At 38.9% G+C, this 26,752-nt stretch carries 16 protein-coding genes and 1 pseudogene; 8 read left to right on the plus strand and 9 right to left on the minus strand.

All coding sequences use genetic code 11. From position 1 onward, the window contains the following. The first annotated feature begins 87 nt into the window (after nucleotides 1-87). Nucleotides 88-1,572 carry a sodium/proline symporter PutP gene (gene putP, locus NSQ14_RS16895; RefSeq protein ID WP_043988693.1) on the plus strand — a complete coding sequence of 495 codons (1,485 nt, stop codon included), beginning with the start codon at nucleotides 88-90 and terminating at the stop codon, nucleotides 1,570-1,572. Nucleotides 1,573-1,676: 104 nt separating this feature from the next. After that, on the plus strand, nucleotides 1,677-2,705 hold the full coding sequence (locus tag NSQ14_RS16900) for a CdaR family transcriptional regulator (protein WP_034772923.1): 1,029 nt from the start codon (nucleotides 1,677-1,679) through the stop codon (nucleotides 2,703-2,705). 109 nt (nucleotides 2,706-2,814) lie between these two features. On the opposite strand, the gene NSQ14_RS16905 is transcribed toward NSQ14_RS16900, so the two are convergent. The 4 genes from NSQ14_RS16905 to NSQ14_RS16920 form a co-directional block, all read right to left on the minus strand. Then, on the minus strand, nucleotides 2,815-3,951 hold the full coding sequence (locus tag NSQ14_RS16905) for a glycerate kinase family protein (RefSeq protein WP_034772925.1): 1,137 nt from the start codon (nucleotides 3,949-3,951) through the stop codon (nucleotides 2,815-2,817). A gap of 203 nt (nucleotides 3,952-4,154) precedes the next feature. Then, entirely contained in the window at nucleotides 4,155-5,453 is a 1,299-nt protein-coding gene (locus NSQ14_RS16910) for a GntP family permease (protein WP_043988694.1), read from the minus strand. A 436-nt stretch (nucleotides 5,454-5,889) separates the two neighbouring features. Further along, nucleotides 5,890-6,678 (minus strand): (S)-acetoin forming diacetyl reductase, encoded by a 789-nt coding sequence (locus tag NSQ14_RS16915; RefSeq protein WP_041847744.1) that lies wholly within the window; start codon nucleotides 6,676-6,678, stop codon nucleotides 5,890-5,892. Nucleotides 6,679-7,661: 983 nt separating this feature from the next. Beyond that, nucleotides 7,662-8,930 (minus strand): dicarboxylate/amino acid:cation symporter, encoded by a 1,269-nt coding sequence (locus NSQ14_RS16920; protein ID WP_346216621.1) that lies wholly within the window; start codon nucleotides 8,928-8,930, stop codon nucleotides 7,662-7,664. 411 nt (nucleotides 8,931-9,341) lie between these two features. Between NSQ14_RS16920 and NSQ14_RS16925 the strand changes: the two genes are divergently transcribed. Both NSQ14_RS16925 and NSQ14_RS16930 read left to right on the plus strand, forming a co-directional pair. After that, complete coding sequence (locus NSQ14_RS16925; RefSeq protein ID WP_328166892.1) at nucleotides 9,342-9,998, plus strand: HAD family phosphatase; 657 nt, start codon at nucleotides 9,342-9,344, stop codon at nucleotides 9,996-9,998. A 410-nt stretch (nucleotides 9,999-10,408) separates the two neighbouring features. Further along, entirely contained in the window at nucleotides 10,409-11,863 is a 1,455-nt protein-coding gene (locus tag NSQ14_RS16930; protein WP_041845943.1) for a transposase, read from the plus strand. A gap of 999 nt (nucleotides 11,864-12,862) precedes the next feature. Here NSQ14_RS16930 and NSQ14_RS16935 read toward each other — a convergent pair. The 4 genes from NSQ14_RS16935 to NSQ14_RS16950 all read right to left on the minus strand — a co-directional run bounded on the left by NSQ14_RS16935 (nucleotide 12,863) and on the right by NSQ14_RS16950 (nucleotide 16,732). Further along, nucleotides 12,863-13,705: an AraC family transcriptional regulator gene (locus NSQ14_RS16935; RefSeq protein ID WP_346216622.1), complete on the minus strand. Its 843-nt coding sequence runs from the start codon at nucleotides 13,703-13,705 to the stop codon at nucleotides 12,863-12,865. Nucleotides 13,706-14,116: 411 nt separating this feature from the next. Beyond that, the gene (manA, locus tag NSQ14_RS16940; RefSeq protein WP_034772954.1) at nucleotides 14,117-15,076 is read right to left on the minus strand and encodes a mannose-6-phosphate isomerase, class I; all 960 of its coding nucleotides are present in this window, start codon (nucleotides 15,074-15,076) and stop codon (nucleotides 14,117-14,119) included. Between the two features lie 540 nt (nucleotides 15,077-15,616). After that, on the minus strand, nucleotides 15,617-16,348 hold the full coding sequence (locus tag NSQ14_RS16945; RefSeq protein ID WP_346217131.1) for an Rpn family recombination-promoting nuclease/putative transposase: 732 nt from the start codon (nucleotides 16,346-16,348) through the stop codon (nucleotides 15,617-15,619). A 210-nt stretch (nucleotides 16,349-16,558) separates the two neighbouring features. Further along, nucleotides 16,559-16,732 carry an Rpn family recombination-promoting nuclease/putative transposase gene (locus NSQ14_RS16950; protein WP_081912396.1) on the minus strand — a complete coding sequence of 58 codons (174 nt, stop codon included), beginning with the start codon at nucleotides 16,730-16,732 and terminating at the stop codon, nucleotides 16,559-16,561. 163 nt (nucleotides 16,733-16,895) lie between these two features. Between NSQ14_RS16950 and NSQ14_RS16955 the strand changes: the two genes are divergently transcribed. After that, nucleotides 16,896-17,402, plus strand: coding sequence for an 8-oxo-dGTP diphosphatase (locus NSQ14_RS16955; RefSeq protein WP_346206636.1), 507 nt, complete (start codon nucleotides 16,896-16,898; stop codon nucleotides 17,400-17,402). Nucleotides 17,403-17,559: 157 nt separating this feature from the next. On the opposite strand, the gene NSQ14_RS16960 is transcribed toward NSQ14_RS16955, so the two are convergent. Further along, nucleotides 17,560-18,738 (minus strand): SH3 domain-containing protein, encoded by a 1,179-nt coding sequence (locus tag NSQ14_RS16960; protein WP_346216623.1) that lies wholly within the window; start codon nucleotides 18,736-18,738, stop codon nucleotides 17,560-17,562. 332 nt (nucleotides 18,739-19,070) lie between these two features. Between NSQ14_RS16960 and NSQ14_RS16965 the strand changes: the two genes are divergently transcribed. From NSQ14_RS16965 to NSQ14_RS16975, 3 genes and pseudogenes are all read left to right on the plus strand, one after another. Continuing rightward, nucleotides 19,071-20,462: a hypothetical protein gene (locus NSQ14_RS16965; protein ID WP_346216624.1), complete on the plus strand. Its 1,392-nt coding sequence runs from the start codon at nucleotides 19,071-19,073 to the stop codon at nucleotides 20,460-20,462. Nucleotides 20,463-21,196: 734 nt separating this feature from the next. Beyond that, nucleotides 21,197-23,950, plus strand: a complete 2,754-nt coding sequence (locus NSQ14_RS16970; protein ID WP_346216625.1) for a bifunctional metallophosphatase/5'-nucleotidase — start codon at nucleotides 21,197-21,199, stop codon at nucleotides 23,948-23,950. Nucleotides 23,951-24,860: 910 nt separating this feature from the next. Further along, nucleotides 24,861-26,369 (plus strand): annotated as a pseudogene (locus NSQ14_RS16975) (IS1182 family transposase); the annotation flags it as partial. Nucleotides 26,370-26,752 lie beyond the last annotated feature (383 nt).

A 26,752-nucleotide genomic window follows, 5' to 3' on the forward strand; every position in this document is an offset into this window, starting at 1 on the left:
TGATAATTAATACTATATCTAGTGTATTTTTTGTGCAAAACCTTTTTGGGTGACCATCAGCAAATCATTCATCAAAGGAGAGATAATATGACGGATACTATGTATCAACTATTGGCGGTTATCATTTATTTCCTCGGAATGATCGGAATTGGCTTTTATGCGTACCGCCGTATTTTCAATTTAAATGATTATATGTTAGGGGGAAGAAGTCTCGGTCCCGCAGTTTCAGCACTGAGCGCCGGGGCGGCTGATATGTCCCAATGGTTATTGATGGGCCTTCCCGGAGCGATTTATGTTTCCGGTCTCGTTGAAGGCTGGATTGCCATTGGACTTACGATCGGGGCTTGGTTAAACTGGAGGCTTGTTGCTCCACGCCTACGCGTATACACCCATGTATCAAATGATTCTATTACAATTCCAAGTTTTTTTGATAACCGCTTTAAGGAAAATGCAAAAATATTACGCATAGTAACAGGAATTATCATTTTAGTCTATTTTACATTCTATGTATCTTCCGGACTTGTCGCAGGGGGCGTATTTTTTGAAAGCTCTTTCGGTTATGATTACCATTTAGGTCTTCTTGTCGTTGGTGGAGTTATCGTACTTTATACGCTATTTGGAGGCTTCCTTGCTGTAAGTTACACTGACTTTGTTCAAGGTACGATTATGTTCCTTGCCCTTGTTTCGGTACCTATTATCGGAGTATTTGTCACAGGTGGAATCGGTGAAACGATTGAAACAATTAAATCTTTTGATCCGAACTTATTAAGTTTAACCGCAACAGCTACGGCAACAGGGGTTATCTCATCTCTGGCATGGGGACTGGGTTATTTTGGACAGCCTCATATTATTGTACGTTTCATGGCCATCAAGTCTGCAAAAGAAATTAAGCAAGCTCGTAGAATCGGGATAGGCTGGATGATTTTAACGTTGGCAGGTGCAGCAGCAACAGCGTTAGTAGGTGTTGCTTATTTCCAAAAACATGCCGATGTGAAATTAATAGATTCTGAGGCGGTCTTTATACAAATGGGACAAATTTTATTCCACCCATTCATCGCCGGGATTCTACTATCCGCCGTCCTTGCAGCTATTATGAGTACTGTTTCTTCACAGTTAATCGTGACCTCTTCCGCTTTGGTGGAAGATATTTATAAAGCGATCTTTAAATCAGATGCAGATCAAAAAACCTATATTTTCCTAGGGAGAATCGCGGTTCTCGTGATCGCAATTATTGCCGGAATTTTCGCTTGGGAGAAATCTGACACGATTTTGAACTTGGTTGCTTTTGCATGGGCCGGATTTGGTGCAGCATTTGGACCAACTGTGCTTCTTTCCCTATATTGGAGGAAATTCACAAGTCAAGGTGCCCTCTCAGGAATGATCATCGGAGCAATTACTGTTTTCGTATGGGGCAATTCATTCCTTTCAGAGTACCTCTATGAGATCGTACCGGGATTCATCTTGAACCTGATTGTTGCCGTTCTTGTCAGTAAAATAACGTACAAATCAATTCCAGAAGTGGAAAAAGAGTTTGATGAGACATTGCGGTTATTAAAGGAAGAGCACGAATAAAGGTTAAATTCAATCAGTAGGAGAATCGACTTTCCCCTACTGATTTCATTTTAAGGTTATAATAATAAGAAAAGAATTTAATTTCCTTATTCAGGTGGTATAAAATGTATAAATTAACCGCAAATTTAGCTCAAATGATAGTTAACAAAATGATGAAGGATATTCCTTATAATATCAATATTATGGATAAAAATGGGGTAATTATCGGAAGTGGGAATAAAGAACGGATTGGTATCTTGCACCATGGGGCTGTCGATGCGATTAGGTATAGAAAAGCAGTCGAGATTAAGAAAGATGAGGAGTTTGTCAAAAAAGGGATTAATTTACCGATTGAAATGAATGGGGACATTATTGGGGTGGTCGGAATTAGCGGAGAAATTGGAGAGACGCGGCCGTTCGGAAATCTTGTTAGGTCAACTGTGATTTTATTAATTGAACAAAGTGTAGCTTTGGAGAAAGCCAATCAAGAAGAAAAGCGGAAATACGACCTTTTTAATCGAATTATGGATACGGATACACTCTATACAAAGGAACTGGCGGAACAAGCGAAAGTTTATGGCCTTGAGTTAAACAAGCCATCGCAAATTGTCTATGTGGAATCCCAATCAAACATCGATGAAATAAATCTAAATGACCTACCTACTTTTAAAATTACCAATGATTCGATTTGTATTGTCGTACAAGAAATAGAACTGGTGGATCCACTCATCACTAGGATACAAAAACAGAATCAGGACGTGCGGATATCAATTAGCGGAGTCAATGATCGACCTTCCAACGGTTATATTCAGGCAAAATCAGCCATGCGTGTTTTGAGAGGACTATTTTCTGACAAAAAAATAATTTTCTATACCGATTGTGAAGTCATTGCAGATATTTCGGAATGGCTTAAGCAAAACAGGAGTATTGAAAAAATAACCACATTGCTCGAAAAAAATGAGGAGCTGTGCAAAACACTGCAAGTTTACCTGAATTCAAACTTAAATTCCAATGAAGCTGCCGGTCTCCTAAACATACACAGAAACACGCTAAATTACCGATTGGAAAAAATCCAAAAAATCACTGGCAAAGATCCGAAAAATATATTAGAACTTGTTGAACTGCTTTTTATTTTAATCAACCGGATAAAGTAGAGAAACATTTGCAAGGTTAAGCAAATTAAGGGTATTCCGATACGCCCGTATCTGAAAAAAAGCCGGGTTCAATACGTCACCGGCTCTTTTTTAATGGTTGTTCTGTTCTTTATCGCAACAATCGTGCCACACTTTCCGCTGTCCGAGCAACGTTCTCTGAACCTTGTTTTAATAATGTACTAAGTTCGGCAGCGCCCGGAACGATTCCAAAAATTGCGTCAAAACCTTCTTCATACAGTACCTCAACATCTTTGCCAATATAACCCGCTAAGGCAATCACTTTCATATTTGGGTTCACACTTTTTGCAACTTTTGCAACTCCATAGGGGGTTTTCCCAAATTTTGTTTGAAAATCGATGCCGCCCTCACCTGTAAAACAATAATCTGCATGTCGAAGCTTTTCTTTTAAGTTTGTATATTCGATAACAATTTCAATTCCTTTTTTCATCGTGGCATTTGTAAAAGCAAGTAATCCTGCACCGAGACCCCCGGCAGCACCGGCACCGGGTACATTAAGCACGTCAATACCAAGCTGATCTTTCACCACTTGTGCATAGTGTCGTAAATTATTATCGAGAATTTCCACCATCTCAGGTGTGGCTCCTTTTTGCGGACCGAAAACTCTGGATGCACCATGTTCGCCACATAATGGGTTCGTTACATCTGATGCGACCAAAATATGAACATCTCTCAATCCGGGAATCACATTAGACGTGTCGATGGTGGCGAGCCTATCTAAAAAGCCACCGCCAAGTTTCAACTCTTTTCCATCTTCATCCAAAAATTTATAACCAAGAGCGGCTGCCATACCCGTACCGCCATCATTTGTCGCACTTCCGCCAATTCCTAAAATAATATCAGTAATGCCTTGCTCGATACAATCCTTAATCAATTCACCGGTTCCATAAGTCGTAGTAATTAACGGGTTTTTCGTTTCTTTCGTAACAAAATGAATCCCACTTGCAGCCGCCATCTCAATGACAGCTGTTTTGCCATCACCAAGAATACCGTACCCGGCAACCACTTTTGTACCGAGCGGTCCGGTCACTTCTTTTTTCTCTAAAGTTCCACCCGTTGCATCAATAAGCGATTGAACGGTCCCTTCACCGCCGTCTGCCATTGGAACATGAATACATTCAGCATCAGGAATCGCTCTTTTAATTCCAATTTCCATTGCTTCACATACTTCTTTTGCCGTCATACTTTCTTTAAATGAATCCGGAGCTAATACAAATACTTTCCCCATCTACCGTCACCCCTAGAATAAAATTGTTTTGTCAAAGAATGATTTTGATTTTGACTGATTGTTGTTTGGAGTAGAAGGCATAGATACCTGTGGGACTAGCTGGACAGTAAAGACACCATTAAGCTATTGCCCCACAAGGCTTACCACATGCCCCACTGAATGCAAGTACTTGAGCGGTGATCAACAACCAAATTTAATAGCGCCTATAAAATAAATCCGTAAAGAATTGTTGCAACGATTGTCATTGTTAAACCGACAATGCTTTCATATAAAGCCACAGTCATTCTATCTTTCATACTTATGTTCATTGCATTTCGAGTAACGTGGAAGTAGGTTCCATGCGGCAAGTGGTCAATTACTGTAGCCCCGGCATGTGTCATAACTGCTGCTGATAGCGGTGCCACACCTGTATTTAATATTGCTTGTGAGAATGATCCGGTTGCCAAAATTACACCTGTTGATGTAGAAGCTGTAGCGGCCGCCATTAATGTCCCTGCAATTGGTGCTAAGAACACTCCGGAAATACCGGAAGCCTCGACAAGGGATACTACTTTTTCAGGTAAATTAGAGGCTGTAATTAACCCACCAATCGCACCTGCACCAATAATAATTAAGATTGTTGGTGTCATTCGGTCTAATCCGGCTGAGCAGTAGTCCAAGATTTGCTTTTTCTTCCCTAAGGCAATTGATCCAACAACAGCTGCAAATGGTAAAATAAATAAGGAATCAATTTTCAAATTTGCTAGGAAATCAACACCGAGTATCGAACCAACCGGACTGATCATTAAAAGAACAATCGCAATAATTGGGGTAATCAATGCTTTTGAAAAAGATGGCAAATTTGTCGTATTAGCTTTTTCCAATTCAGCTACCTCAAGATCCGTTACTTTTGTGCCTTTAAATTTAATTCTTGATGCAAGAAATACAGTAACAATGACACCAAAAACTGCAGGGACGAAACCAGCGAGCATTACTTGGTTTACATCAAGGTTAAAACCGCCCGCAGCTGCAATCGTATTCGGGTTTGGTGAAATAATATTTCCTGCTTTTCCTCCACCGGATAATGCAACAAGTAATGCCACTTTAGAGTAACCCATTTTGTTTCCGACAGATAAAGCGATTGGAGCGACAATCAAAACCGCAACCGGTATAAAGACACCCACCGCTGTAATAATCATCGTTGCTAATGCTAAGGAGAGCATCGCTTTCGTTCCACCAAGTTTATCAACAATTACCTTAGCAATTGTTTCAGCAGCGCCTGATTCCATCATCACACCGGCAAAAACACCGGCAGCAATAATCCGTACAACGGTACCCATGACGCTTTGTGTTCCTGAAATCAATATCGAAACTGAATCCGAAAAACCCGCGCCACCAATGAAAGCGCCCGCAATTGCTCCCAATATTAATGAATAGGTAGGTGATAATTTAAATAATATGAAAATAATTGCCAACAATAAACCGCTTAAAGCGCCAATCCAGCTAATATGAATTGCTTCCATATGAAAACCTCCTCATTTCAATACAACTTTATTTAAGAATTTTTATGAGATTGCACAAAATGTAAAATTCTACTAAAAAACCCAAGTAAGCTAAATTTTGTTAATCCTTTCACAAATACCTTGTCATAAAAGCGCTTTTATTGAATACGCTTAAATTATATTAAAATATAAAACCGTTAACAATTGATAAAACAACGAACTTTTTTGGGCATTTGCACAATGAAATTTTGCATTGGTGCCAGTATATTTACAATTATCTCTTGAATATAGACGTTGATAGGATAGTTACTTAAAGGTATTGTTTCTCTTCTATCATTGCGTTTTCACTTATCCCTTATCAAAATATCCCACCATTGGTTTACTTATCCAATACACAAAAAACCTGCGACAGTTTCCCATCGCAGGTTTTATTGTTCATTATTTCCAATGAATAAAATTAATTAAATACCATACCGCCATCGATAATTAATGCTTGACCGGTCATATAATCGGAGTCCGGACCAGCTAAATAAGATACACAAGCGGCTACGTCTTCCGGTTCAGAAAGACGTTTCAATGTAATATTTTGCGCAAATTGATTCAAACCCCATTCAAATGGTTTGCCGGCAGCATCAGCGACTTCTTTTGCAATCCCCATCATCATTGGTGTTTTTACAATTCCCGGACAATAAGCATTTACTGTTATTCCAAGATGGGCTAAATCACGTGCTGCTGTTTGTGTAATTCCACGAATAGCAAATTTTGTTCCACCATAAACTGCTAGATCCGGATTTCCCACTTGACCGGCTTGAGAGGATGCATTTATGATTTTACCGCCATGACCTAATTTTTTGAAGGCGGCAACTGCAGCTTGGATTCCCCAAAGTGTACCACCGACATTGATATCAAAAACTTTCCGATAAATTTCTGGGGTGATTTCTTCAATTGGTGTTGACGGTCCAATACCTGCATTGTTTACAACAACATCCAATCCGCCTAATTTTTCAACGGTTTCGTTAACTGTATTGAAAACTTGATCACGATCAGAAACATCCACTTTTACAGCAATGGCTTTTCCACCGTTTTTATTTATTCCATCAGCAACTTGGTTTGCTGCATCTATGTTAAAGTCTGCACATGAAACTGCAAAACCATCCTTTGCCAGCCGTTCTGCTATTGCCTTTCCAATCCCTTGACCAGCACCTGTTACGTAAGCTACTTTTCCTAAAACTCTACTATCAGACATTTTATTATTCCCCTTTCACATGAAAAATTACTACTCTTTCACTTTAGACCTCTGGGGCAATTTTTTCAATAATAAGTTATATAATTCACAAAATCGAAATAAATTGGGGAAAATTGTTTAGATTGTTTTCTATGAGACAAATTGCTTTAAAAAAAGAGGGAAAATGGCTCATAGAAGCGAGCGGTACCTTCCCTATGGGACAAAACGACAGCTAAGAGAGGAAAAACTGTCCCATAGAACACTCTATGGGACAAATTGCTTTGAAATAATGAAAAAAATGGCTCATAGAAGCGAGACGTGCCTTCCCTATGGGACAAAACCGCAGCTAAAACAGGGAAAACTGTCCCATAGAACGACGCTATGGGACAAATTGCTTTGAAATAATGGAAAAAATGTCTCATAGAAGCTAGACGTGCCTTCCCTATGGGACAAAACGACAGCTAAGAGAGGAAAAACTGTCCCATAGAACGACGCTATGGGACAAATTGCTTTGAAATAATGAAAAAAATGGCTCATAGAAGCGAGCGGTACCTTCCCTATGAGACAAAACCGCAGCTAAAACAGGGAAAACTGTCCCATAGAACGACGCTATGGGACAAATTGCTTTGAAATAATGAAAAAAATGGCTCATAGAAGCTAGACGTGCCTTCTCTATGAGACAAAATTTCAGCTAAAACATGGAAAAATGTTTCATAGAACGACGCTATGGGACAAATTGCTTTGAAATAATGGAAAAAATGTCTCATAGAAGCTAGACGTGCCTTGCCTATGGGACAAAACTGCAGAAAAAACATGGAAAACCGTCCCATAGAACGACGCTATGGGACAAAACGACAGCTAAAATAGGGAAAACTGTCTCATAGAAGCAAGCCGTGCCTAGTCTATAGGACAAGATAAACTGTAATACTACGCCGAATTCCATCCTTACTGAAGATTTATCCTTTAATGAAAAAACCGAGGTCCACCATACCCCGGTTTTTCTTTTACCCGATTCTTTCTTTCAATTTTCCGGCCCGTTGTGATAACCAATCTTTCCCTTCAATAAGGCGGCTCACCATCATACCACAAACCGTATTTCCGGTTGAATTCAGCAGTGTCGCCGGAATATCGATTATCGTACTGATGATAGCGATAATTGGTAACACTTCAGGAGGAAAACCAAATACACTTAGTATTAACATTTCCCCAATCATGCCGCCACTTGGAATGGCCCCCATGACAGCACCGACTAAAAAGGCAACACCAATAATACTGAGAACACTGGTGAAACTCGTCATATCCTTACCAAATAATAGAAAAAGAAATACAATTTTACATACGCCGCCAAAAACCGAACCATCTTTATGGGTGTTGGCTCCAAGTGGAATCACTGTTTCAGCAATGTCTTGTGGAACGCCCATTTTTTTAACTGCTGCCAGATTCACCGGAATACAGGCGGCACTTGAACACGTCGCAATAGCTGTAATTGATGGGGTAATGGCATTTTTCCAGAATACACGAACGCCCTCTTTTCCACCGGCAAAAAAGGCATATAAAGTAAAAAATCCAAAGTAATAAAAAACAGATAATGCTAAATATAGTACAAAGACACGTACATATCCGTTTAAAATTTGCGGACCAAGTTCACCGACTATTGTTGCAAAATAACATCCCAAACCAATAGGTGCATAGTACATGACGACTTTTACAACATTCATCATAATGGCAGAACCCGACGCTAATAAGCTTGCAACAGGTTTACCCTTTTCTCCTGCCATCGCTGTCGCTAATCCAAAGAGAATGGAAAAAACAATTAATTGGAGCATATTGCTTTTTGAAAATAACATTGGAAAGTCGGAAACAGTGAAAGTTTTCACTAATTGATCAAGAAAAGAAAGTGCTTCTGTCGATTGATCGGAATCTGTATCTGCCATTATATTCATGATAGCTGACGTATCCACACCTTTTAAGGGATTATAGATACGGATTCCAATATAACCTAAGACAGCTGAAATAATTGCTGTCACCGAAAATACGAGAACAATCGCTCCAAGAATTTTCCCCAACCGTTTCATTTCGCCAATATTGGCTATAGCCGACGAGACACTGAAAAAAACGAGCGGCACAATAATCATGAACATTAAGTTTAAAAATAAATCCCCAAAAGGCTTAACAACGCTCGAATCTTGTCCATAAATGACCCCGGCAATACCACCAATAACAATGGCAAGAAGCAGAGTTATCGTTTCCTTATAATTTTTTAACAACTGCACAAGTTGTACACCTCTTCTGTTAAGGGTTTTTAATAAGGCTAATTTCTAAAAGATTGCAATTTGAATCGCTTTAACCATGATTGAATAATCGCCAATTGTTTCAAATCATAACCTCAGTTAATATTAGTGAATTTCGGTACTGAAGCCATGTTTTTAGAATCAAAATTCCAAAAACAGCCCGTATTTGAAATCACAGCTCAATTATATAATAATTATCATAAACTGTCTCTTTTTTTGGAAAGAAAGTTTCTATAAACGGTTTCTGGCTTTCGAGCAATTCTCCACTATTATTAAGTTTTAGCGATTTTCACTTTTGTACACATATATCAGCATTTTTCATCAAGTTTGGGACCAATATTTCCAATTATATGGTAAAATACATATAATCACCTTGAAGAGAGGGGCTGCAAAATGGAACAAGTAAAGCTGGTTATTTTTGATATGGATGGTCTGTTATTCGATACTGAGCGGACTTTTTTTCGGGCTTTCCAAAGGTCTGCGAAAAAGTTAGGCTACGATTTTTCTTTTGAAACTTACTTGAAAGTTGTTGGTGTAACTGATGAAACGGGGAAACAAATTTTTGCTGAAATCTATGGAGAAGACTCATCGATCCTACATGCTTTCGACTTATATCATGCGGAATTTGACAAAATTATAGAGGAAGAAGGATTGGCCATTAAACCCGGGGCAGAACGATTGTTGGATGTTCTTGATGACAAAGGAATTAAAAAATGTATCGCTTCATCCAGTCCTATTAAAGTAATTGAGCGAAATTTAAAGCTGAGCGGAATTCAAGATCGTTTTGATTTTTACGTCAGTGGCGACGAGGTAGAAAATGGAAAACCAAGTCCGGATATTTTCCTCGAGGCGTTACGTCGCGCCGGTGAAAAAGCGGAAAATGCTTTAGTACTGGAAGATTCTTACCATGGATTACAAGCAGCAGTAAGTGCCAATATTCGTTGTATCATTATTCCTGATTTAATTGAACCTTCAGACGAAATGCACCGGCAAGCCTTTCAAATTTATACGAATTTAGGAGAAGTGGCAAGATTAATTAATGAAAAATAATTTCAGCATATTGGACTGACTTTCAGCATCTTCCTCATCTATATGATCACTGAGTTTGCTTAGAGCCTTTGCCAAAATGCTGTATCTCCTGAAGCAGTAGGCAGTCAGACAATTAAAGATCGTGGATTTATTCCACTATAGAAAAAGGTATTTGCACGAATATTATGACAAGTATAAAAGAAAAAATGGTGAGTTTTAATTTCAGTGGATAAATTCGCTTATTATCAATATCTGAATTTTTCCATTTCAGTCGGTTTTAGACGAGTTTTAATAGATTAGGCTACTCATTCCCCTGGTAAATATTGTAAAATGGAAAAACATAATTATTTTTGAAAAAAAAGTGCCATGAAAGTCACTCCTTTGGTAAGATATAAGTACTACCCAATATCCAGTATCCAAGGAGTGATTTCATGACTACTTCTATTCTAACACAAACCAGAGATTTATCAATACAACAAAATTTGATTCCCCACAATTGGCAAGACTATGCCGATATACCCTTTGTCATTCCGGCCATGTGTTTTCCATGGGAGATTTTTAAACCGGTTGAACGAGATTACTACACCTTTTTATATTTGCACCTAAAAAAGGAAAGAGCACATGATCATTTTAATGAAATACAACCAGCACTATTTTCAATACCGGAGGAAGAAGATAAGTCTACGTCTTCCTTATTTCATTCCTCTCCTGCCGGGAGAAAACCGCATCCTTTCATGCCCTTTTTTCGTGCTTTTGAACTGGCCTCTTTACAATATATTGAAGTGATGGTTGAAAGTGTCTATTTACAAGTGAAATCAAACCCGCTATTTGCCGCCATGTGTGGATTTACGGAGAAAATTCCGAGCTACCGTTCCTTTGCTCGCTTTGATCAAATCATGACAACAAATGATCTTTGGGAAAAAGCCCGGCTATTGGTGGTTGAATATAATAAAAGGGAAGGCGTGGTTGAAACTTTTGAGAAAGCAGTCGCCGTGGATACATCACATATAGAGGCAGAAGCAACGTTGAATAAAACAAGGAAGACGTGTTCTTGCAAAGGTGATTGCGATTGCCCCAGAATCCTTACAGATGATAACGCAGGGGTGATGCGTAAAAGCAATGCAGTCTCCTATATTGCGCATAAATTATCAATGGTATGCGGGGTGAAATCCGGCTTGCCTTTGACGCGGGAAGTATTCAAAGGAAATACACCTGATGGGAAAACATTAGAAACGACATTGGAGACGTTTAAGGCGGAGCACCCCGAGATGGCTGAGCAGTTGGACTTTATCTTGGCAGATGGAATCTACCAAACGCCGGAAAATCAAAAAGTGACAAAGGACGTATTACAGGCGAAATTGGTGGCACCCATCAACCCACGGAACCGTAAAGATAAACCAACTTCCGCCCGGGGAATTGAAAAAATCAATCGGTACGGCACCCCCATCTGTATCAGTGAACATAAAATGGACCTTAGAGGATCTGATCGGGAAAAGGGGCAATATATTTACACTTGTCCTGTATTTCATCCAAATGCTAGGCAAGAAGGACTCACCTGCCCGCTGTCGAATCACGTGGAATGTTGTAATGGGGCAGCACAAGGAAGAGTATTTCGGCTGGACTTTGATCAAGCGCCTCAAGTAGACGTCGAGTTGCCCCAACATGGGCGGAAATTTAAAGTGTTATATAGTGCCAGAACGATCATCGAACGAATCTTTGGCATTCTAAAAGACGGATATAGTCTCCGTCGTGTTCACAAGCGTGGAAAACAGGCAGTTGAAGCGCATGTGGATCGTTGCATGATATCTATGCATATCATGGCAAATATGGCGTATCATCAGACAGGAAAGGCCAATTGTGGATGGACACGCCATCGACTGAATTAAGTTATTCACAGGTGGATATGTGAATAAGTCAAATGCAGCGTCTCCTTTCCACAAAGGGCAGTGAAAAAAACCCATTTTGTGAAGGCAGGATACGTATGCCCTTTTTTGGAGAAAAATAGCCATTTTATTTTTATTAAATTTAAAAATCTGGAAGAAAAGGCAAAAAACGAGATAATTAATTTTCCAGAGCCTCGCTCAAGGGTATATTTTTTATTTTGGCAGAGGCTCTTATATAATATAGAGTAGGATAAATCTAGTATTCGGCAAATAATCTTATGAATATTTATACTTTTTCATTCCCCCGTCTTTGTTTGGTAAAAACGGGGGTACCATTTTTGCCTCTACCATGTTTTATGTGTTAAGCAAAAACAAACTGAAACACAAAGAATATTATTAAAGTAATCAACACTTGAATCATAATAAACAGAGCGTATCCTTTATTAAAATTCTTTTGGTTGTTTTTTTTATAATATTGAATAACTAAGTATTCATTGGAGAAGCAAGTTAGATTAATAATCAGAAAGAATATTAATGTTATATATAGGCCATTTTCATAGTTTAAAAAAGAACTCCAAAAAGCCAATAGTGAACATAGTAAAAACACATAAGAATAGCGGAACTGTTTTAATAATGCCATTATCTAATTCCCCCTATTGAACATAGTAGTTCGCTCAAGAAATACGCGGTAACACTATTCGAGGACAATATAACACTTGGTGGTTCTTTGACACCCGGCAAGTAGGCAGTGGCATAAGCACCGGAGTGAATGCTGTACAAAGCACATTCATCCCTCTATATTATCATATTAAATAATATATTTGTAAAAGTCAAAATATGTGTATAATTAGATAGGCCTTTGAAGAAAAAGAAAGACGAAAGATGTCTCCATTCGTCTTTATGATTTCTTTACCCTTTGGCGAGCGGGGTTATCCTTCTTTTAGGTAATTTAAAATTCAGCTTTTTCTCGGCATTTACCTTGGTCCGGTTGACGTTTTTACATTAAGGAATAACAGGGACCCACAGCTCATGTCTCGGTTTATGTTTCGGTCCGTAGTAACATTCAATACAAGGTAAATTGGCGAGTTCATATCCGGAAGTTGGAACCCATTCAACATACAGACGCTTCCATGCCTCCACGATGTTCGGAAACACGGCCCACGTACTCGGTGGAATTGTAATTGTTTCCATTTCGGCTGGAACTTCTCCATCATAGCGGACACCCATAAAATAGGTAAATTCTTCATCTTTTATCGCCGCTTCACTTCCACAAACGCCCAAAATACCCTCAAGTGTACATTTTGGATTCTCCCATGACATGTCAATTAATTGCTGTGTAAAACCGTCTTTTTTGGCAGCGCTCCACAATTTAGGGATCGTTTTAAACGCTTTTGCTGTTTTAACCGATTTCCCATTTCCTACAATCTTTAATTCATAATCAATATGTTCAATTCTGTAATCCATTTCCTTTTCCCCCCTTATTGAAATGTGAAAGGTGATTCTTGGAAAGGCTTTTAACGATGTGCCCTTATTTCGGGCCTCAGAAGGCTTTATCCCGTGTATTTTTTGAAATGCCCTGGAAAAAGAATCCGCTGACTCATACCCGTACTTAACGGCTATATCAAGGATGCGCAGATCACTCTTTTGAAGTTCAAATGCTGCACGAGTCAAACGGCGCCTGCGAATATATTCGGATAGCGTCATCCCGGCAAGAGATGAAAACATTCTGGAAAAATGATATTCCGAACAATTTGCCACTTGTGCAAGTTTTTTATACTCGATTTCCTCATCCAAATTTTCCTCAATATAATCCAAGGCACGATTCATTCTCTCCAACCAATCCATAGAAGTACTCCTTTCAAATCTAAATATACAGTAGGAAAAAAAGTTAGACCCGACTTTTTCTGCACAAAAAAGTAGGCTGTAATTCATAGGAAACTAGTTCTCTTTTATTCAAAAAAAATCTTTTTTCTAATAAAGTGAAATATCGTGCACTACGAACATGTCAGATGCAGGGCACCTATCTTCCTCAATTACTTGAAATTTGAGGTGGGAATACAAATCTTACTGTAAAGTGTGGGAAAAATTTTTTACAAGAAATGCTGGTATTATCAACTGGAAGGAAAATTCCAAAAATTAAAAGCAGCCCTCCTCCCTTATGAGAAAAGGGCATGTAAAAAGCACAATTTTTCAATGCATCTAAAAAGACCACCGTTTTTACAAAGGCGCCGGATATTTCCAATTCGATTTTTTCACTTACACATGCGATACGATAAATTCTGCTTGTCCTTTCAATTCATACTCATTTATGCTATTTGGTAGAATAAAATGCATACCTTTTTTCAGCTCAAATGTTTTGTCGCCAATCGTCAGAACAGCTTTCCCCTCTACAACACTCACTTGTAAAAAGTCGTGGTGGCAGTTGCGTTTTGTTTTTCCATTTAAATTCCAATGATAAACGGTAAAATATTGTTCTTCTACCAGTTTTTTTTCGGTAAGATCCCCAAAAGTTTCCACTGTTTGCTCAACTTTTGCATCTATGTGTGGTACATTCGTTACTTGTTTTGACCGTTCTAAATGCAGTTCACGCTTGTTTCCGTTCGCATCCGTACGATCATAATCATACACGCGATAGGTAATATCAGAACTTTGCTGGGTTTCCAAAATAACAATTCCTTTCCCAATGGCATGAATGGTTCCGCTTGGTACGTAAACAAAGTCACCTGTCTTTACGTTCACCCGCCGGAGAAGCTTGTCCCACTCGCCGGCATCGACCATCTTCTCAAATTCCTTCCGCGTCTTCGCATGGTGCCCTAAAACAAGTTCCGCATTTTCCTCGGCACTTAAAATGTACCAGCATTCCGTTTTACCATAAGGAACACCCTCCACTGATCGGGCAAAATCATCGTTTGGATGGACTTGTACAGAAAGGTCGTCATTGGCATCTAAAATTTTTACAAGCAAAGGATATTCCTCGTCTTCTCCTGCCTTTTTATTAAAAAGTTCACCGTGTTCATTCCATGCGTCCAGCAATGTTTTTCCTTTTAATTCACCATTGGCAATAATACTCGGACCATGCGGATGGGCGGAAATAACCCATGCTTCCCCTGTATGATCAGAAGGAATCGGATAACCATAATCGGTTTTTAATTTTTGCCCGCCCCAAATGCGTTCGTGTAAAGTCGGTTGTAGAAAAATAGGTTCATTTTTATACATACTAGTCACCTGTCTTTTATGTATTTTTGCAAAAATGTTCAGTATTCACTGACAAACTTCAATATCGATCAGACCTTGTAGTAATCCCATATGTTTAAGTAAATTGCAACCGTGATCTCCAAAATTCAAAAAGAACTGGTTTACCTTCTACAGTTTTTTAATTTTATAAAACAAAGGACCAAGCTGATTTTTTCGTTTCCCTTTTTATTATAAAACAAAAGAGAGCAGATTTTGGAGGCCACTGAAAAACAATTAGAATAAGTTCACTTACTCAATATATAGTAAGATGGACCACAAAAATACATCTAAATATGGTGTTAAGCAAGTGATTATTTTGTACTTTTTCAGTAGCCTCCAGATTTTGCTCCCTTCCTAAAAAAAGACGCATTGAAATATAAACTACTCAATGCTTAAAAAATTTTTTAACCTCATCCAAACTTTGGTATTTGAATATATTTTGAAGGATGGTTTCTAATGTTGCAAGATCTGCTTGCCTTATGTTTTCCCTTAGGTCTTCCGGCAATGCACCAAATTTTTCTGTCAGGTTTTTGCTAAAGCTTGGGATGCTCCTTCTTGTCTTCCTTTTTCCAACCCTTCCTGCATGCCTTCCTCTCTCAAGATATCCGCCAATGTCATGGCTACTTCACTCCCTTCTGGAAATGTCGTCTCAATTTGCCGCGCGATTTGTTCCATGTCCTTCTTTGTTAAGTCTCGAACAGCATTGAATACATATCGCAACGTTATCTCAAAAAATTCAATTCCTTTTTGTTTATCCTCTATCTCGAGCAATGCGTGACTGGCCTCATAAAAAGACCGTAGAAATTCTTCAGTACTTTTTGTAGCTACATCACGGAGTAGTTTCAACATAATTCGTAGTTGGGCATTTCCCTTTATTTCCTCATCCGAATAATCAGAGAGGTCATACAATAGGTAGTGAAAGTTTGGCAAGTATTCTTTCACATGTTGTGGCATTTCCTCAAAACCATTTAAAAACCCTCCTAAATGGAGCGGAAATCTCCATTTACTCTCGCCATGATAGACAACAAGGGGAATTACGATTGGCAGCTCGCTTACTTCTTCCTTTTTCATTTTCGTTTCCCATATTTCCGCCATGTATTTCAGCAGTTGTATGGCAATAGCTTTATCCGGATAGCTTTTATGTTCGAATAGGAAAGAGATGTAACCTTCTTTTCCGGAAATCACCACCCGAAACACCAAGTCTGAAAAATAATCCTTGAACTCCTGATTGACAGAATTAAGATAGATTAAAATACAGAAAAAAACTTTGGACTAGTTTTTTTGTCTAGCTCCGGTCCCCAGCGACTAGCAAACTTCGCTCCCCTCCACTACGATAAGTCAACATCGGCTCGTGCCTCCCCGTGTTTCCTTTTCCTCGAAAAAGCTAATCGCTTTTTCTTCGTGCGATGCCTATTCGAGGAAGCAAATCTGCTCTCATTGCGGGGGGCTCCAGTTTGTACGTCGCTAAGCGGGCCCCTCCGCTTTTCTTTTAAAACTATCCTTTTGTACTTCTATTGTGTCCAAGTCAATCACTTGTAATATGTTTTTAGGGAGGTAATGGTGTAGGAATTCTTTTGCTGTCGGAACATTCCCCATCGTTTCTCTAAAAAATTTGTCATGAGGGTTTTGTACTTTCATGAAAAGATCCCCCTTTTCATCCCTTTCCATGTAAAAATTCTTATCATTATTATACAATCTGGTAATGGTTTTCACTAGTATTCGAATGAAAAGATTTTCTTCTTTTTGTATTCGTGATAACATAGATAAAAACTGAGCATTTCCGGATAACTGAGGTGGTATTGTGTTAAAGTATACAATTGCTTTTTTGAAACGAGGAGACGAAATTTTGTTGTTAAACCGGGAAAAACCGTACTGGATGGGCTGTTGGAATGGCGTGGGCGGAAAATTGCTGCCGAATGAGACGCCACTTGATTGCGTGCTGCGTGAGATTAAAGAAGAGACCGGGATTAAGCTCGAAACAATTCATTATAAGGGAACTGTCACCTGGAATGTAGGAAGTTTTGACGGTGGTGGCATGTACTTATATTTAGCCGATCTCCCAGCTGATTTTAGCTATTCGACCCCAACCAAAACCGATGAAGGCATTTTGGATTGGAAAAAAATTGATTGGATTCTTGATACCGAAAACCAAGGAATTGCCAATCTTCATTACTTTTTCCCTGCCATGCTTCATGATAATCAAACCTATGAACATCGGTTTATTTATGAAGGGGATTTGGTTAAGGCATTTACCTCGATTCCTCAGAATTTGGAGGTTTGTCATTCCAATCATGTGCCAGTAAAATAGATAATATGATTGGTTTCCAAAAAACTTTTTGGCAAATTGAACAAGGATTTATTCTACAATTTATGTAGTAATATAGTGATTTTGGTAAAAGTTTAAAATATTAACCGTATAGGGCAAAAGTCTTTATACGGTCAATATTTTTACAAAAAAAGAAAGTTTAGAACGATCCGAGTTCTTGGATTGGCGTCTGAATGATGACCGGATTTTTACTTGGATCTAGCCATTTTAAAATAGAAATGACATTACTTTCAGATGTAGCGGTACAGCCAAGTGTATAACTGGTTCCAATATGGAAGAAAATGGCACTCCCCTTATTTGGGATTCGCTCTGTATTATAATTGATAACAAATCCATATTTGTATAACGGATGTGTCATATTTTCCGCGCTATTCCATTGTCCCTGTGTAGCACTTCTCGATTGCCAAGTATTGTAAAGCGATGAATTCGGATCATCCACCCAAACATCATCAGCCGTTATATTTCGCCATGGCAACCTTGTACCCGGATTTCCGACTTGCCCAAATGCAGTACCAATAGAAAAGTTCCCGATAGGCGCCTTCTTTCCACCTTCACTCATTTCTCTTGTCAAACCATACTTTCCAACATAACCGTTCGTGTTTAAAACGAGATTCCATTTTCCACTTGAATCCCTTTCAAATGTCTGAATGGTTGCTTTACTCGTATTGTAGCCATTGGTTGTTACGAGAATCAGCTGACTATTACTGCCTACTGTTTTTAATCCATCCGCCGCATTATTATTGGCAAGCTGGGTAGCGGGCTGAGATGGTGAAGCAGCTGCCACTTTTTGATTACTTGCCGTTGGAGGTGGTGTAGATGACGCCACCTCGGGTTTCGCATCCGATAAATATTTACTGGAAACCCAACCGGTCTGATTATTAAAGGTTACTTTACTCCAGGCTCCACTTGTTTCAGTAACCGTTAACTCTTGAGCCAATGTCACAACCGTCAGGACTGGAAATTCCGTACCTGCCCCATTCCGTACATTTAAAGAACTAATATTCACGTACTTGGTAACCGGTTCAGAAAGCTTCGTAGTGGTTGAATCCGTGTTTGTCTCAGCCGGAGGAACTTCATCGGCCGGCTCTGTTACCGATTCTTCAGTAGCTTCTTCCGTTTCCTCTTTGGAAGTTTCTTTTACTTTTTGATTGTCCTTCGCCTTTTCAAACGAAGCAGTCGCTGTTTTATTTGGGGCTGATCCTGTGTCCCTCTCTGAATGCCCTTTTGCTAATCCAATCCCTATCAATAGAGAAAAAATAAGAAGAACAGAAATAATGCTTGCGATAACTTTGCTTTTCTTGCTGATTTTTTTTAACATCAAATGCCTCCCTTGTAGGGACAAGTTTATCATCCCTATGATAATGTTGGGAAATACAGGAATTTATCATTTGAGATGAAAGCTTTGTCCTATATGCCAGCATGACTAATCACATTAATTATATCGACAATAATTGCTATTTTTTGACATAAAATTTTGGGGTCTCTTTGAGATTGCAGGCTTACGGAGAACTTAGTTTCATTTGCCTAAGAAATAGATAAAGTGGTGCTCCGGTGCAAAAAAGTCCCCTTATCACCACATGTTTTTCCCGGCATAAAATGTAATAAAAGGCTCAGCTTCCGTTTTTTCATTTCATTGAAAGGAGCTTTTGTATGGTTGTTGAGCTTACGTTGGTTCATTGGATTTACTTGTTGTTTATCTTGCTGATTATCGGTTTCATGGTCAGCCGATTGGATACGAGTATACTTTGTATTGTCGGGATTTTTGTTATTGCCATTGTGACAAGTGGTTCGTTAACCAAATCGATCATGAGCATCTTTTCCAGTTTTTTATATGCAATTTCGGAGCTTTTGCCCACGATTCTCATTATTTCGCTCATTGTGGCCATGAGTAAGACATTAACGCAAACCAGGATTAATGATGTCATGATTGCCCCGTTTGCAAAAATTATTCGGACACCGTCACTGGCCTATTGGACAATTGGCATTCTCATGATGTTCATTTCACTCTTTTTCTGGCCATCCCCGGCGGTTGCCCTACTCGGTGCCGTTCTTCTACCGGTTGCTATTCGTGCCGGGCTCCCCGCTTTAGGTGTGGCCATGGCAATAAACTTATTCGGCCACGGGATTGCTTTGTCCGGTGACTTCATCATCCAAGCCGCTCCAAAATTAACCGCAGATGCAGCCGGATTGCCGGTTGGCGATGTTATTTCAGCGAGCATTCCACTTGTAATCGTGATGGGCGTGGTTACTACAGTAACTGCCTTTATTTTGCTAATGAGGGATGTGAAAAAAGGAAGATTACAAGATGTCAAAGCTTTTGATGGAGCTGTTGAAAAAATTGAGAAGGTCGATGCTTTGTCTCATAAGCAGAAAATTGTGTTTGCAATTCTCATTCCATTGCTTTTTGGACTTAATGTCATTGCCATGTTTGCCTTTAATCTTCAAGGAGGCGATGCGACTGCATTAGTCGGAGGAACAGCGATATTAATTTTTCTCCTTATTAATATGATTGGTTTCAAAGTCAGCGGATTGAGAAAAACAACGAAGCGAATGATCGACGGGTTTCAATTTGGCTTTAAAGTGTTTGGACCGGTGATTCCGATTGCTGCGTTCTTTTATTTAGGTGATGCCGGTTTTACCACGATCATTGGCGACTATCTACCGGCCTCCTCGAACGGCATTGTTAATGACCTGGGGGTTGCGCTGGCACATGTCGTTCCGTTAACACCGGAAATTGGTGCCGCGACACTGGCTGTTGTGGGAGCCATTACAGGTCTGGACGGTTCAGGCTTTTCCGGGATTTCGTTGTCCGGATCGATTGCCAATTTATTTTCCCATGCGATTGGCGACGGTGCTGCAACATTAACCGCACTAGGGCAAATCTCTGCCATTTGGGTTGGTGGCGGGACCCTTGTACCTTGGGCCTTGATCCCGGCTGCCGCGATTTGTAATGTCGATCCATTTGAATTGGCACGCAGGAACTTGTTGCCTGTTTGTATCGGATTGGTTGTAACGACAATTGTGGCGATGGTGTTGATATAGGGACTGGTTCATCGTCCCACTGGTAATGTTAATATAGAAAAACAGTACCCCTTAGCAAGTTTTTTCGCTAAGGGGGCAAAATACGACTATATTATTCTAAAAGTTTTAGTTTTTAATAAAACACGTATGTTATGGTTATCACCCAAAAAGCCCATTTTTCAAAAACATTCACGCTCAAATGACAATATATTGTGTCTTGATAAAAATTGTTTGTACTATATTTGGCGCAAATCTTTCCTTAAAACCTTTTTGGGTGCTAATCATGTTATAAAAATAAAATTCACTGATTGATTAGTATACTATCTACTTGGCAAAATAAACCTTATTACATAAGTTTGTTTCCATAAAACACTTGTAGATTTATTACCTAATGTGGAGTCATGGGGAAAATATTTCCATAATCCCTCATGTAGCGCCCAAGCCACACCTCAGAGGATGAAAATGGTTTTTTTAAAGGTAGCCAATGGGATGTATTGGCTTATTTTTCATGGTAGCATGCTTTTACAATATATTAATATATTGTAAAAGCGTTTTAATTCATTTGATTTTATATTAAATTTTATCTATTATTATATTTTTTTTTTTTAAAATATGATATAAATTAATTGTGGCTATTCCACAATTTACTAGTTTTTACTGAAAGGAGAGGTATTATCGAGAAGATTCTAACGTATACATGATGTTTATATTGGATATTGGACAGGGGCCTACATAGTATTAAAGGGGGAGAAACCGTGGTTCGAGTGAAAAATCGTTTTCTTATCATTTTTGCAATGATTTTTGCTTTACTAGTAAACTATTGTATACCGCTTGCACAAATAGCAAGTGCGGCTGACGTAAATGCCATATCTGCCCAAGAAGAACCAGTTGAAGGACAGGTTGTTACCATCAGCCAAATTCAAGGTGAAACGGATAACTCACCTTACAAAGACCAATTGGAAAAAGATGTTGAAGGTGTCGTTACCTATGAAGTAGATAACAACAACGTTTACATGCAATCGACAACACCTCACAATAATGCAAATACATCAGAAGACCGCTACATCTATAATTATGAAGGTAATTCTCAAGTTTTAGATCACATTTTAACAACTAAGGATATTGCAGATGATGCCGTTTTGGCTCAACTCAATTTTGATGAAGAACCAGCAGCTGATGAAGATTTTTCATTAACGATTATGCATACAAATGATACGCATGCACGTGTTACACAATTTCCATATTTAGCAACCGCGGTGAATCAAATTCGTGCAGATCACCCAAATAATTTGTTACTGCATGCCGGTGATGTTTTTTCCGGAACTCTGTTCTTCAATGTTCATCTTGGATTAGCCGATCTTTATTTCTTAAATGAATTAAAATACGATGCGATGACTTTTGGGAATCATGAATTTGACAAAGATTCTCAAACATTAGCCAATTTTGTTAATGAAGCGAAATTCCCATTTGTCAGCGCAAATATTGACTTTACGAATGACCCGATTCTTGGAAAATATGCCTTCAATGAACCGGGACAACCGGGCGATGGTGGAAATATCTATCCGGCAATTATCAAAGAAATTAATGGCGAGCAAGTTGGTATTTTTGGCTTAACCACTGAAGATACCCCTAACATTGCAAGTCCAAGTAAAAATATTGTATTTGAAAATGCCGTTGAGGAAGCTGAGAACACAGTATCTCTTCTTGAAGAAAAAGGTATTGACAAAATAATTGCTTTATCACATTTAGGTTACGATGAAGATAAGCAATTAGCTGAAGCCGTTGATGGCATTGATGTAATTGTTGGAGGTCATTCGCATACCGTTCTTCCTGAAGGTGAAGTAATCGAAAAAGATGAACCCACTGTTATTGTTCAGACAGGTGAATATTTAAATAACTTAGGTAAATTAGATGTAACCTTCGATGAAAACGGGGTTATTAAGGAAGAATCGGCAGAATTACTTTCTTTACAACCTGATTCAAACGGACACAGACAATTTGATGCTGACCCGGCGTTCCAAGCAAAAGTTGATGAATTCAATACACCAATTGAAGAATTACTACAAGAAGTTGTTGGAAATACTACGGTTCCTTTAGACGGTGAAAGAGCCAATGTACGAACGAAAGAAACAAATCTCGGTAATTTGATTACAGATGGTATGGTTTGGAAAATGCAACAGTTCTTCCCGGAAACAACAATTGCCTTACAAAACGGTGGAGGAATTCGTGCTTCGATCGATCAGGGAGAAATTACAATGGGTGAAGTTCGTACCGTCCTCCCATTTGACAATGCGCTCGTTGCCATTAAGTTAACCGGTAAAGAAATTTGGGAAGCTCTGGAACATAGTGTCAGTGCCTATCCTAGCCAAAGCGGCGGCTTCCTGCATGTGTCAGGATTAAAATTTAAATTTGATCCGGATAAACCGGCTGGCGAAAGAGTTTGGTCAGTAAAAGTTAAAACAACAGGCGGCAACTTTAAACCTATTGAATTAGATCAAATGTATACTGTTGCAACTAATTCCTTTACTGCACAAGGCGGCGACGGTTTCGATTCGTTAAGACAGGCTTATTTGGACGGTCGTATGATCAACATTGATATTCCTGACTATGAAGTATTTAATGATTATTTAGTCGCCCATAACCCGGTCTCACCAAGTGTAGAGGGTAGAATTGTTGCTGCAAAAGAACCAAGTGGAGAAAATAAAGTGAATCCTACCATCAACAATGGCGTAGCAACAGTAGATGATGCTACTTTTAAAAATGCAATAGAAGCAGCAGTTGCAGCCAACAGTGCCCTTGAAATTAACCTGAATGGTAAGGAAAACATAAAGATCCAATTAACTGCTGATCAGGTGGCTCAGCTAACGGAAAACGGTGTTCCATTAGTACTCGCCAATGGTTCCGTTTCAATACGCATTCCAAGCAGCGTACTGGAAGCTGGTGGAGAATTAGTTGTCATTATAAGCAAATTAGCAGACACCAAAGGAGCAGTCAGCCCGGTTTATGAGCTTATCATTCAACTCGGTGGAAAGAGTGTCACCCAATTTTCCGAACCGGTTACCTTGACATTTACTGTTGATAAAAACAAAGTGACAAAACCAGATAAGTTAAATGTTTACTACTACAATGAGCACACAAAAGCTTGGGTTAAACTTCCAGGAGCAACTTACCAAGATGGTAAAGTAACGGTTACTACCAACCACTTTACTAAATTTACAGTTTTCGAAAATGATGCAGAAATAATTGCATCAGACAGTTCAGACAATAATGGTAACGGAGGATCCAATCCACCCGGTGGAAAGAATCCGGACAATACGAATTCCGGAACAAAAAATACAGTTACCGATCATTCTAATACCGGAAATAACCCAATTAACACGACAAACAAACTACCGGATACATCAACGAATTATCGCAATATCTTGTTAGCCGGTATATTGTTTATATTGTTCGCAACAATAGGGGTCTTTTACAAAAGGTTCAAAAAGGGGACAAAATCAACACATTAATTGTCGACTATTTGCACCAAAAAGTATTTCGGTAAGTTCACACTCAATATAAACAGAAGAAACATGTCCACGAGGTCGGTTCGAGGCCGCTGAAAATGTACTAACTAATCTTGCTAAAAACCATATTTAGCTGTATTCCCTTAGTTTACCCTACTATATATTGTGAAAATGCACTTATTCAAACAGTTTTACAGTGTCCCCGGTCGGTTCTCACAGACAAAATGAGGGATTAATCAGGAGAAACTGTCCAATAGAACGGCTCTCGCGGACAAAATGGAGCCTCAACCAAGTAAAACTGTCCAATAGAACGACTCTCGTGGACAAAATGGGGGCTCAATCAGGTGAAACTGTCCAATAGAACGACTCTCACGGACAAAATGGAGCCTCAATCAGGTGAAACTGTCCAATAGAACGACTCTCGTGGACAAAATGGAGCCTCAATCAGGTGAAACTGTCCAATAGAACGGCTCTCGCGGACAAAATGGAGCCTCAACCAAGTGAAACTGTCCAATAGAACGGTTCTCGTGGACAAAATGGTGGCTCAACCAGGTGAAACTGTCCAATAGAACGACTCTCGTGGACAAAATGGAGCCTCAATCAGGTGAAACTGTCCAATAAAGCGGCTCTCGCGGACAAAATGGAGCCTCAACCAAGTGAAACTGTCCAATAGAACGACTCTCGTGGACAAAATGGAGCCTCAACCAAGTAAAACTGTCCAATAGAACGGCTCTCGCGGACAAAATGGAGCCTCAACCAGGTGAAACCGTCCAATAGAACGACTCGGGGCCACTGAAAAAGTCAATCTGAAAATTCGAAATAATTATATGTATAATAAATTGAAAAAAATACCCCCAATATTTGGTATAATAAAGTTATACTACAAACCAAAACCAAACTGGGGGTATCTATCATGCTTAAAGAAAAAGATAATCAATTAAGCATCTATTCCATATTATACGATAAAATTCCTGAAAATCATACACTTAAATTATTAAGAGATGAAGTAGATTTTAGTTTTATCAATAAAATGCTTGAAAAAACTTACTGTAAAGAATATGGAAGGCCAGCAAAAGAGCCCGAACTTATGGTTAAAATCTTGGTGTTACAAAAACTCTATGACTTATCTGATGAGAAAGTTATAGAAAATTGCTCATTAAACCTTGCATATATGTATTTTTTAGGAATCAATCCGGAAGACGACCTCCCTCACCCAAGTCTTTTGACAAAATTTCGTAAAAGTAGATTAGAAGGCAATCTCACCATAGATGAAATTATTATTGAAATCATAAACCAATGCATTGAAAAAGGAATTTTACAAAAGGTTTCTGGTATAACGATTGATTCCACTCATACAGAAGCCAACACCAAAAAATATAGACCGGAACGAGTCATGAAACAATTAGCGAAAAAAATCTTTAAAACGGTTAAAGAAGAAAACGGAGAAATACCAAGTGAAATCAACCAAGAAATCCCTGATTATAAAGAAATAGAAAACCATGATGAAGCTAGAAAAACAATGAAGTCCTATCTTGAAGAAACGGTATCAAAGGTAGAAGAACTAGTTGAACTAGAGAAAGCACCTGAAACAAAAGCACTCGTTAATAATGCGAAAGAAATTTTAGCAGACCCGAAGTTTATAGAGCAAAGAGGGGTACGATCGATTGTCGACCAAGAAGCGAGAATAGGGTATAAAAGCAAAAATGATCCTTTCTTTGGTTATAAAACGGAATTTATGATGACAACAGAAGATCGAATAATTACAGCTGTACATACTGGTAATGGAGCTTATGTGGATGGCACGAAGTTTGATGAATTATTAGAGTTAACCAAGAAAACGAGAATAAAAATACCAGAAGTGTACGGTGATAAAGCCTATTTTAAAAAGCCAATCTTAGACAAAATCTCTGAACTTAAAGCAAAGGCATACATCCCTGTAAGTGAAGCTGCATATCGCATAGACGAAGAAAGATTCAGTTATAACAAAGATTCTGACGAGTGGTTCTGTAGTCAAGGAAACAAAACAATCAAAAAGAAACACTACATAAGAAAATGTGGAAAAGAAACGTATAATTACTATTTTGACAGAGAACAATGTAGAAATTGCCCAATGCGAGAAGTTTGCATAACCGGAAAAACAGTCGGGAAAGTATTAGGGATCGGAATCAACACCCCAGAATTTTATGAGTATAGTCAACAACAGAAATCGGAGGGATTTAAAGAGAAGTATAAAAAAAGAGCATGCCAAGAAGGGAAAAATGGCGAAATGAAGAATTTCCACGGGTTAGATCGTGCCAAATGGTACGGTCTAAAAAGCATGGGCTTACAAGCCAAGCTCACAGCCTTGGCAGTAAATTTAAAGAGGATAGCCGCCATACTATCCTCTAAAAAGGCGAATTATATCCAAACATTTGTCATTTTTACTAATTTCTATGGTAAAGAGTACCATTTACAGAAAATTCATCTAAATTCTATTGTAAAAAATACCATTTACAGAAAATTTCTTACACTACACAGCAAATTTTACATAAAAAAAATGGCTTTTTTCAGTGGTCACGAACGACTCTCGTGGACAAAATGGTGGCTCAATCAGGTGAAACTGTCCAATAAAGCGGCTCTCGTGGACAAAATGGAGCCTCAACCAGGTGAAACTGTCCAATAGAACGACTCTCGTGGACAAAATGGAGCCTCAACCAGGTGAAACTGTCCAATAGAGCGACTCTCGTGGACAAAATGGTGGCTCAATCAGGTGAAACTGTCCAATAGAACGGCTCTCGCGGACAAAATGGGGGCTCAATCAAGTGA

Origin of the sequence: Caldifermentibacillus hisashii, from assembly GCF_039654145.1 — a bacterium.
GTDB lineage: Bacteria > Bacillota > Bacilli > Bacillales > Caldibacillaceae > Caldifermentibacillus > Caldifermentibacillus hisashii.

What these genes read in the sequence shown, in the direction of transcription:
- NSQ14_RS16915 (WP_041847744.1), bottom strand. Translation starts at nt 6,678, where the DNA reads ATGTCTGATAGTAGAGTTTTAGGAAAAGTAGCTTACGTAACAGGTGCT.
- NSQ14_RS16950 (WP_081912396.1), bottom strand. Translation starts at nt 16,732, where the DNA reads ATGAAAGTACAAAACCCTCATGACAAATTTTTTAGAGAAACGATGGGG.
- putP (WP_043988693.1), top strand. Translation starts at nt 88, where the DNA reads ATGACGGATACTATGTATCAACTATTGGCGGTTATCATTTATTTCCTC.
- NSQ14_RS16910 (WP_043988694.1), bottom strand. Translation starts at nt 5,453, where the DNA reads ATGGAAGCAATTCATATTAGCTGGATTGGCGCTTTAAGCGGTTTATTG.
- NSQ14_RS16935 (WP_346216622.1), bottom strand. Translation starts at nt 13,705, where the DNA reads ATGGATTGGTTGGAGAGAATGAATCGTGCCTTGGATTATATTGAGGAA.
- NSQ14_RS16930 (WP_041845943.1), top strand. Translation starts at nt 10,409, where the DNA reads ATGACTACTTCTATTCTAACACAAACCAGAGATTTATCAATACAACAA.
- NSQ14_RS16960 (WP_346216623.1), bottom strand. Translation starts at nt 18,738, where the DNA reads ATGTTAAAAAAAATCAGCAAGAAAAGCAAAGTTATCGCAAGCATTATT.
- manA (WP_034772954.1), bottom strand. Translation starts at nt 15,076, where the DNA reads ATGTATAAAAATGAACCTATTTTTCTACAACCGACTTTACACGAACGC.
- NSQ14_RS16900 (WP_034772923.1), top strand. Translation starts at nt 1,677, where the DNA reads ATGTATAAATTAACCGCAAATTTAGCTCAAATGATAGTTAACAAAATG.
- NSQ14_RS16965 (WP_346216624.1), top strand. Translation starts at nt 19,071, where the DNA reads ATGGTTGTTGAGCTTACGTTGGTTCATTGGATTTACTTGTTGTTTATC.
- NSQ14_RS16925 (WP_328166892.1), top strand. Translation starts at nt 9,342, where the DNA reads ATGGAACAAGTAAAGCTGGTTATTTTTGATATGGATGGTCTGTTATTC.
- NSQ14_RS16905 (WP_034772925.1), bottom strand. Translation starts at nt 3,951, where the DNA reads ATGGGGAAAGTATTTGTATTAGCTCCGGATTCATTTAAAGAAAGTATG.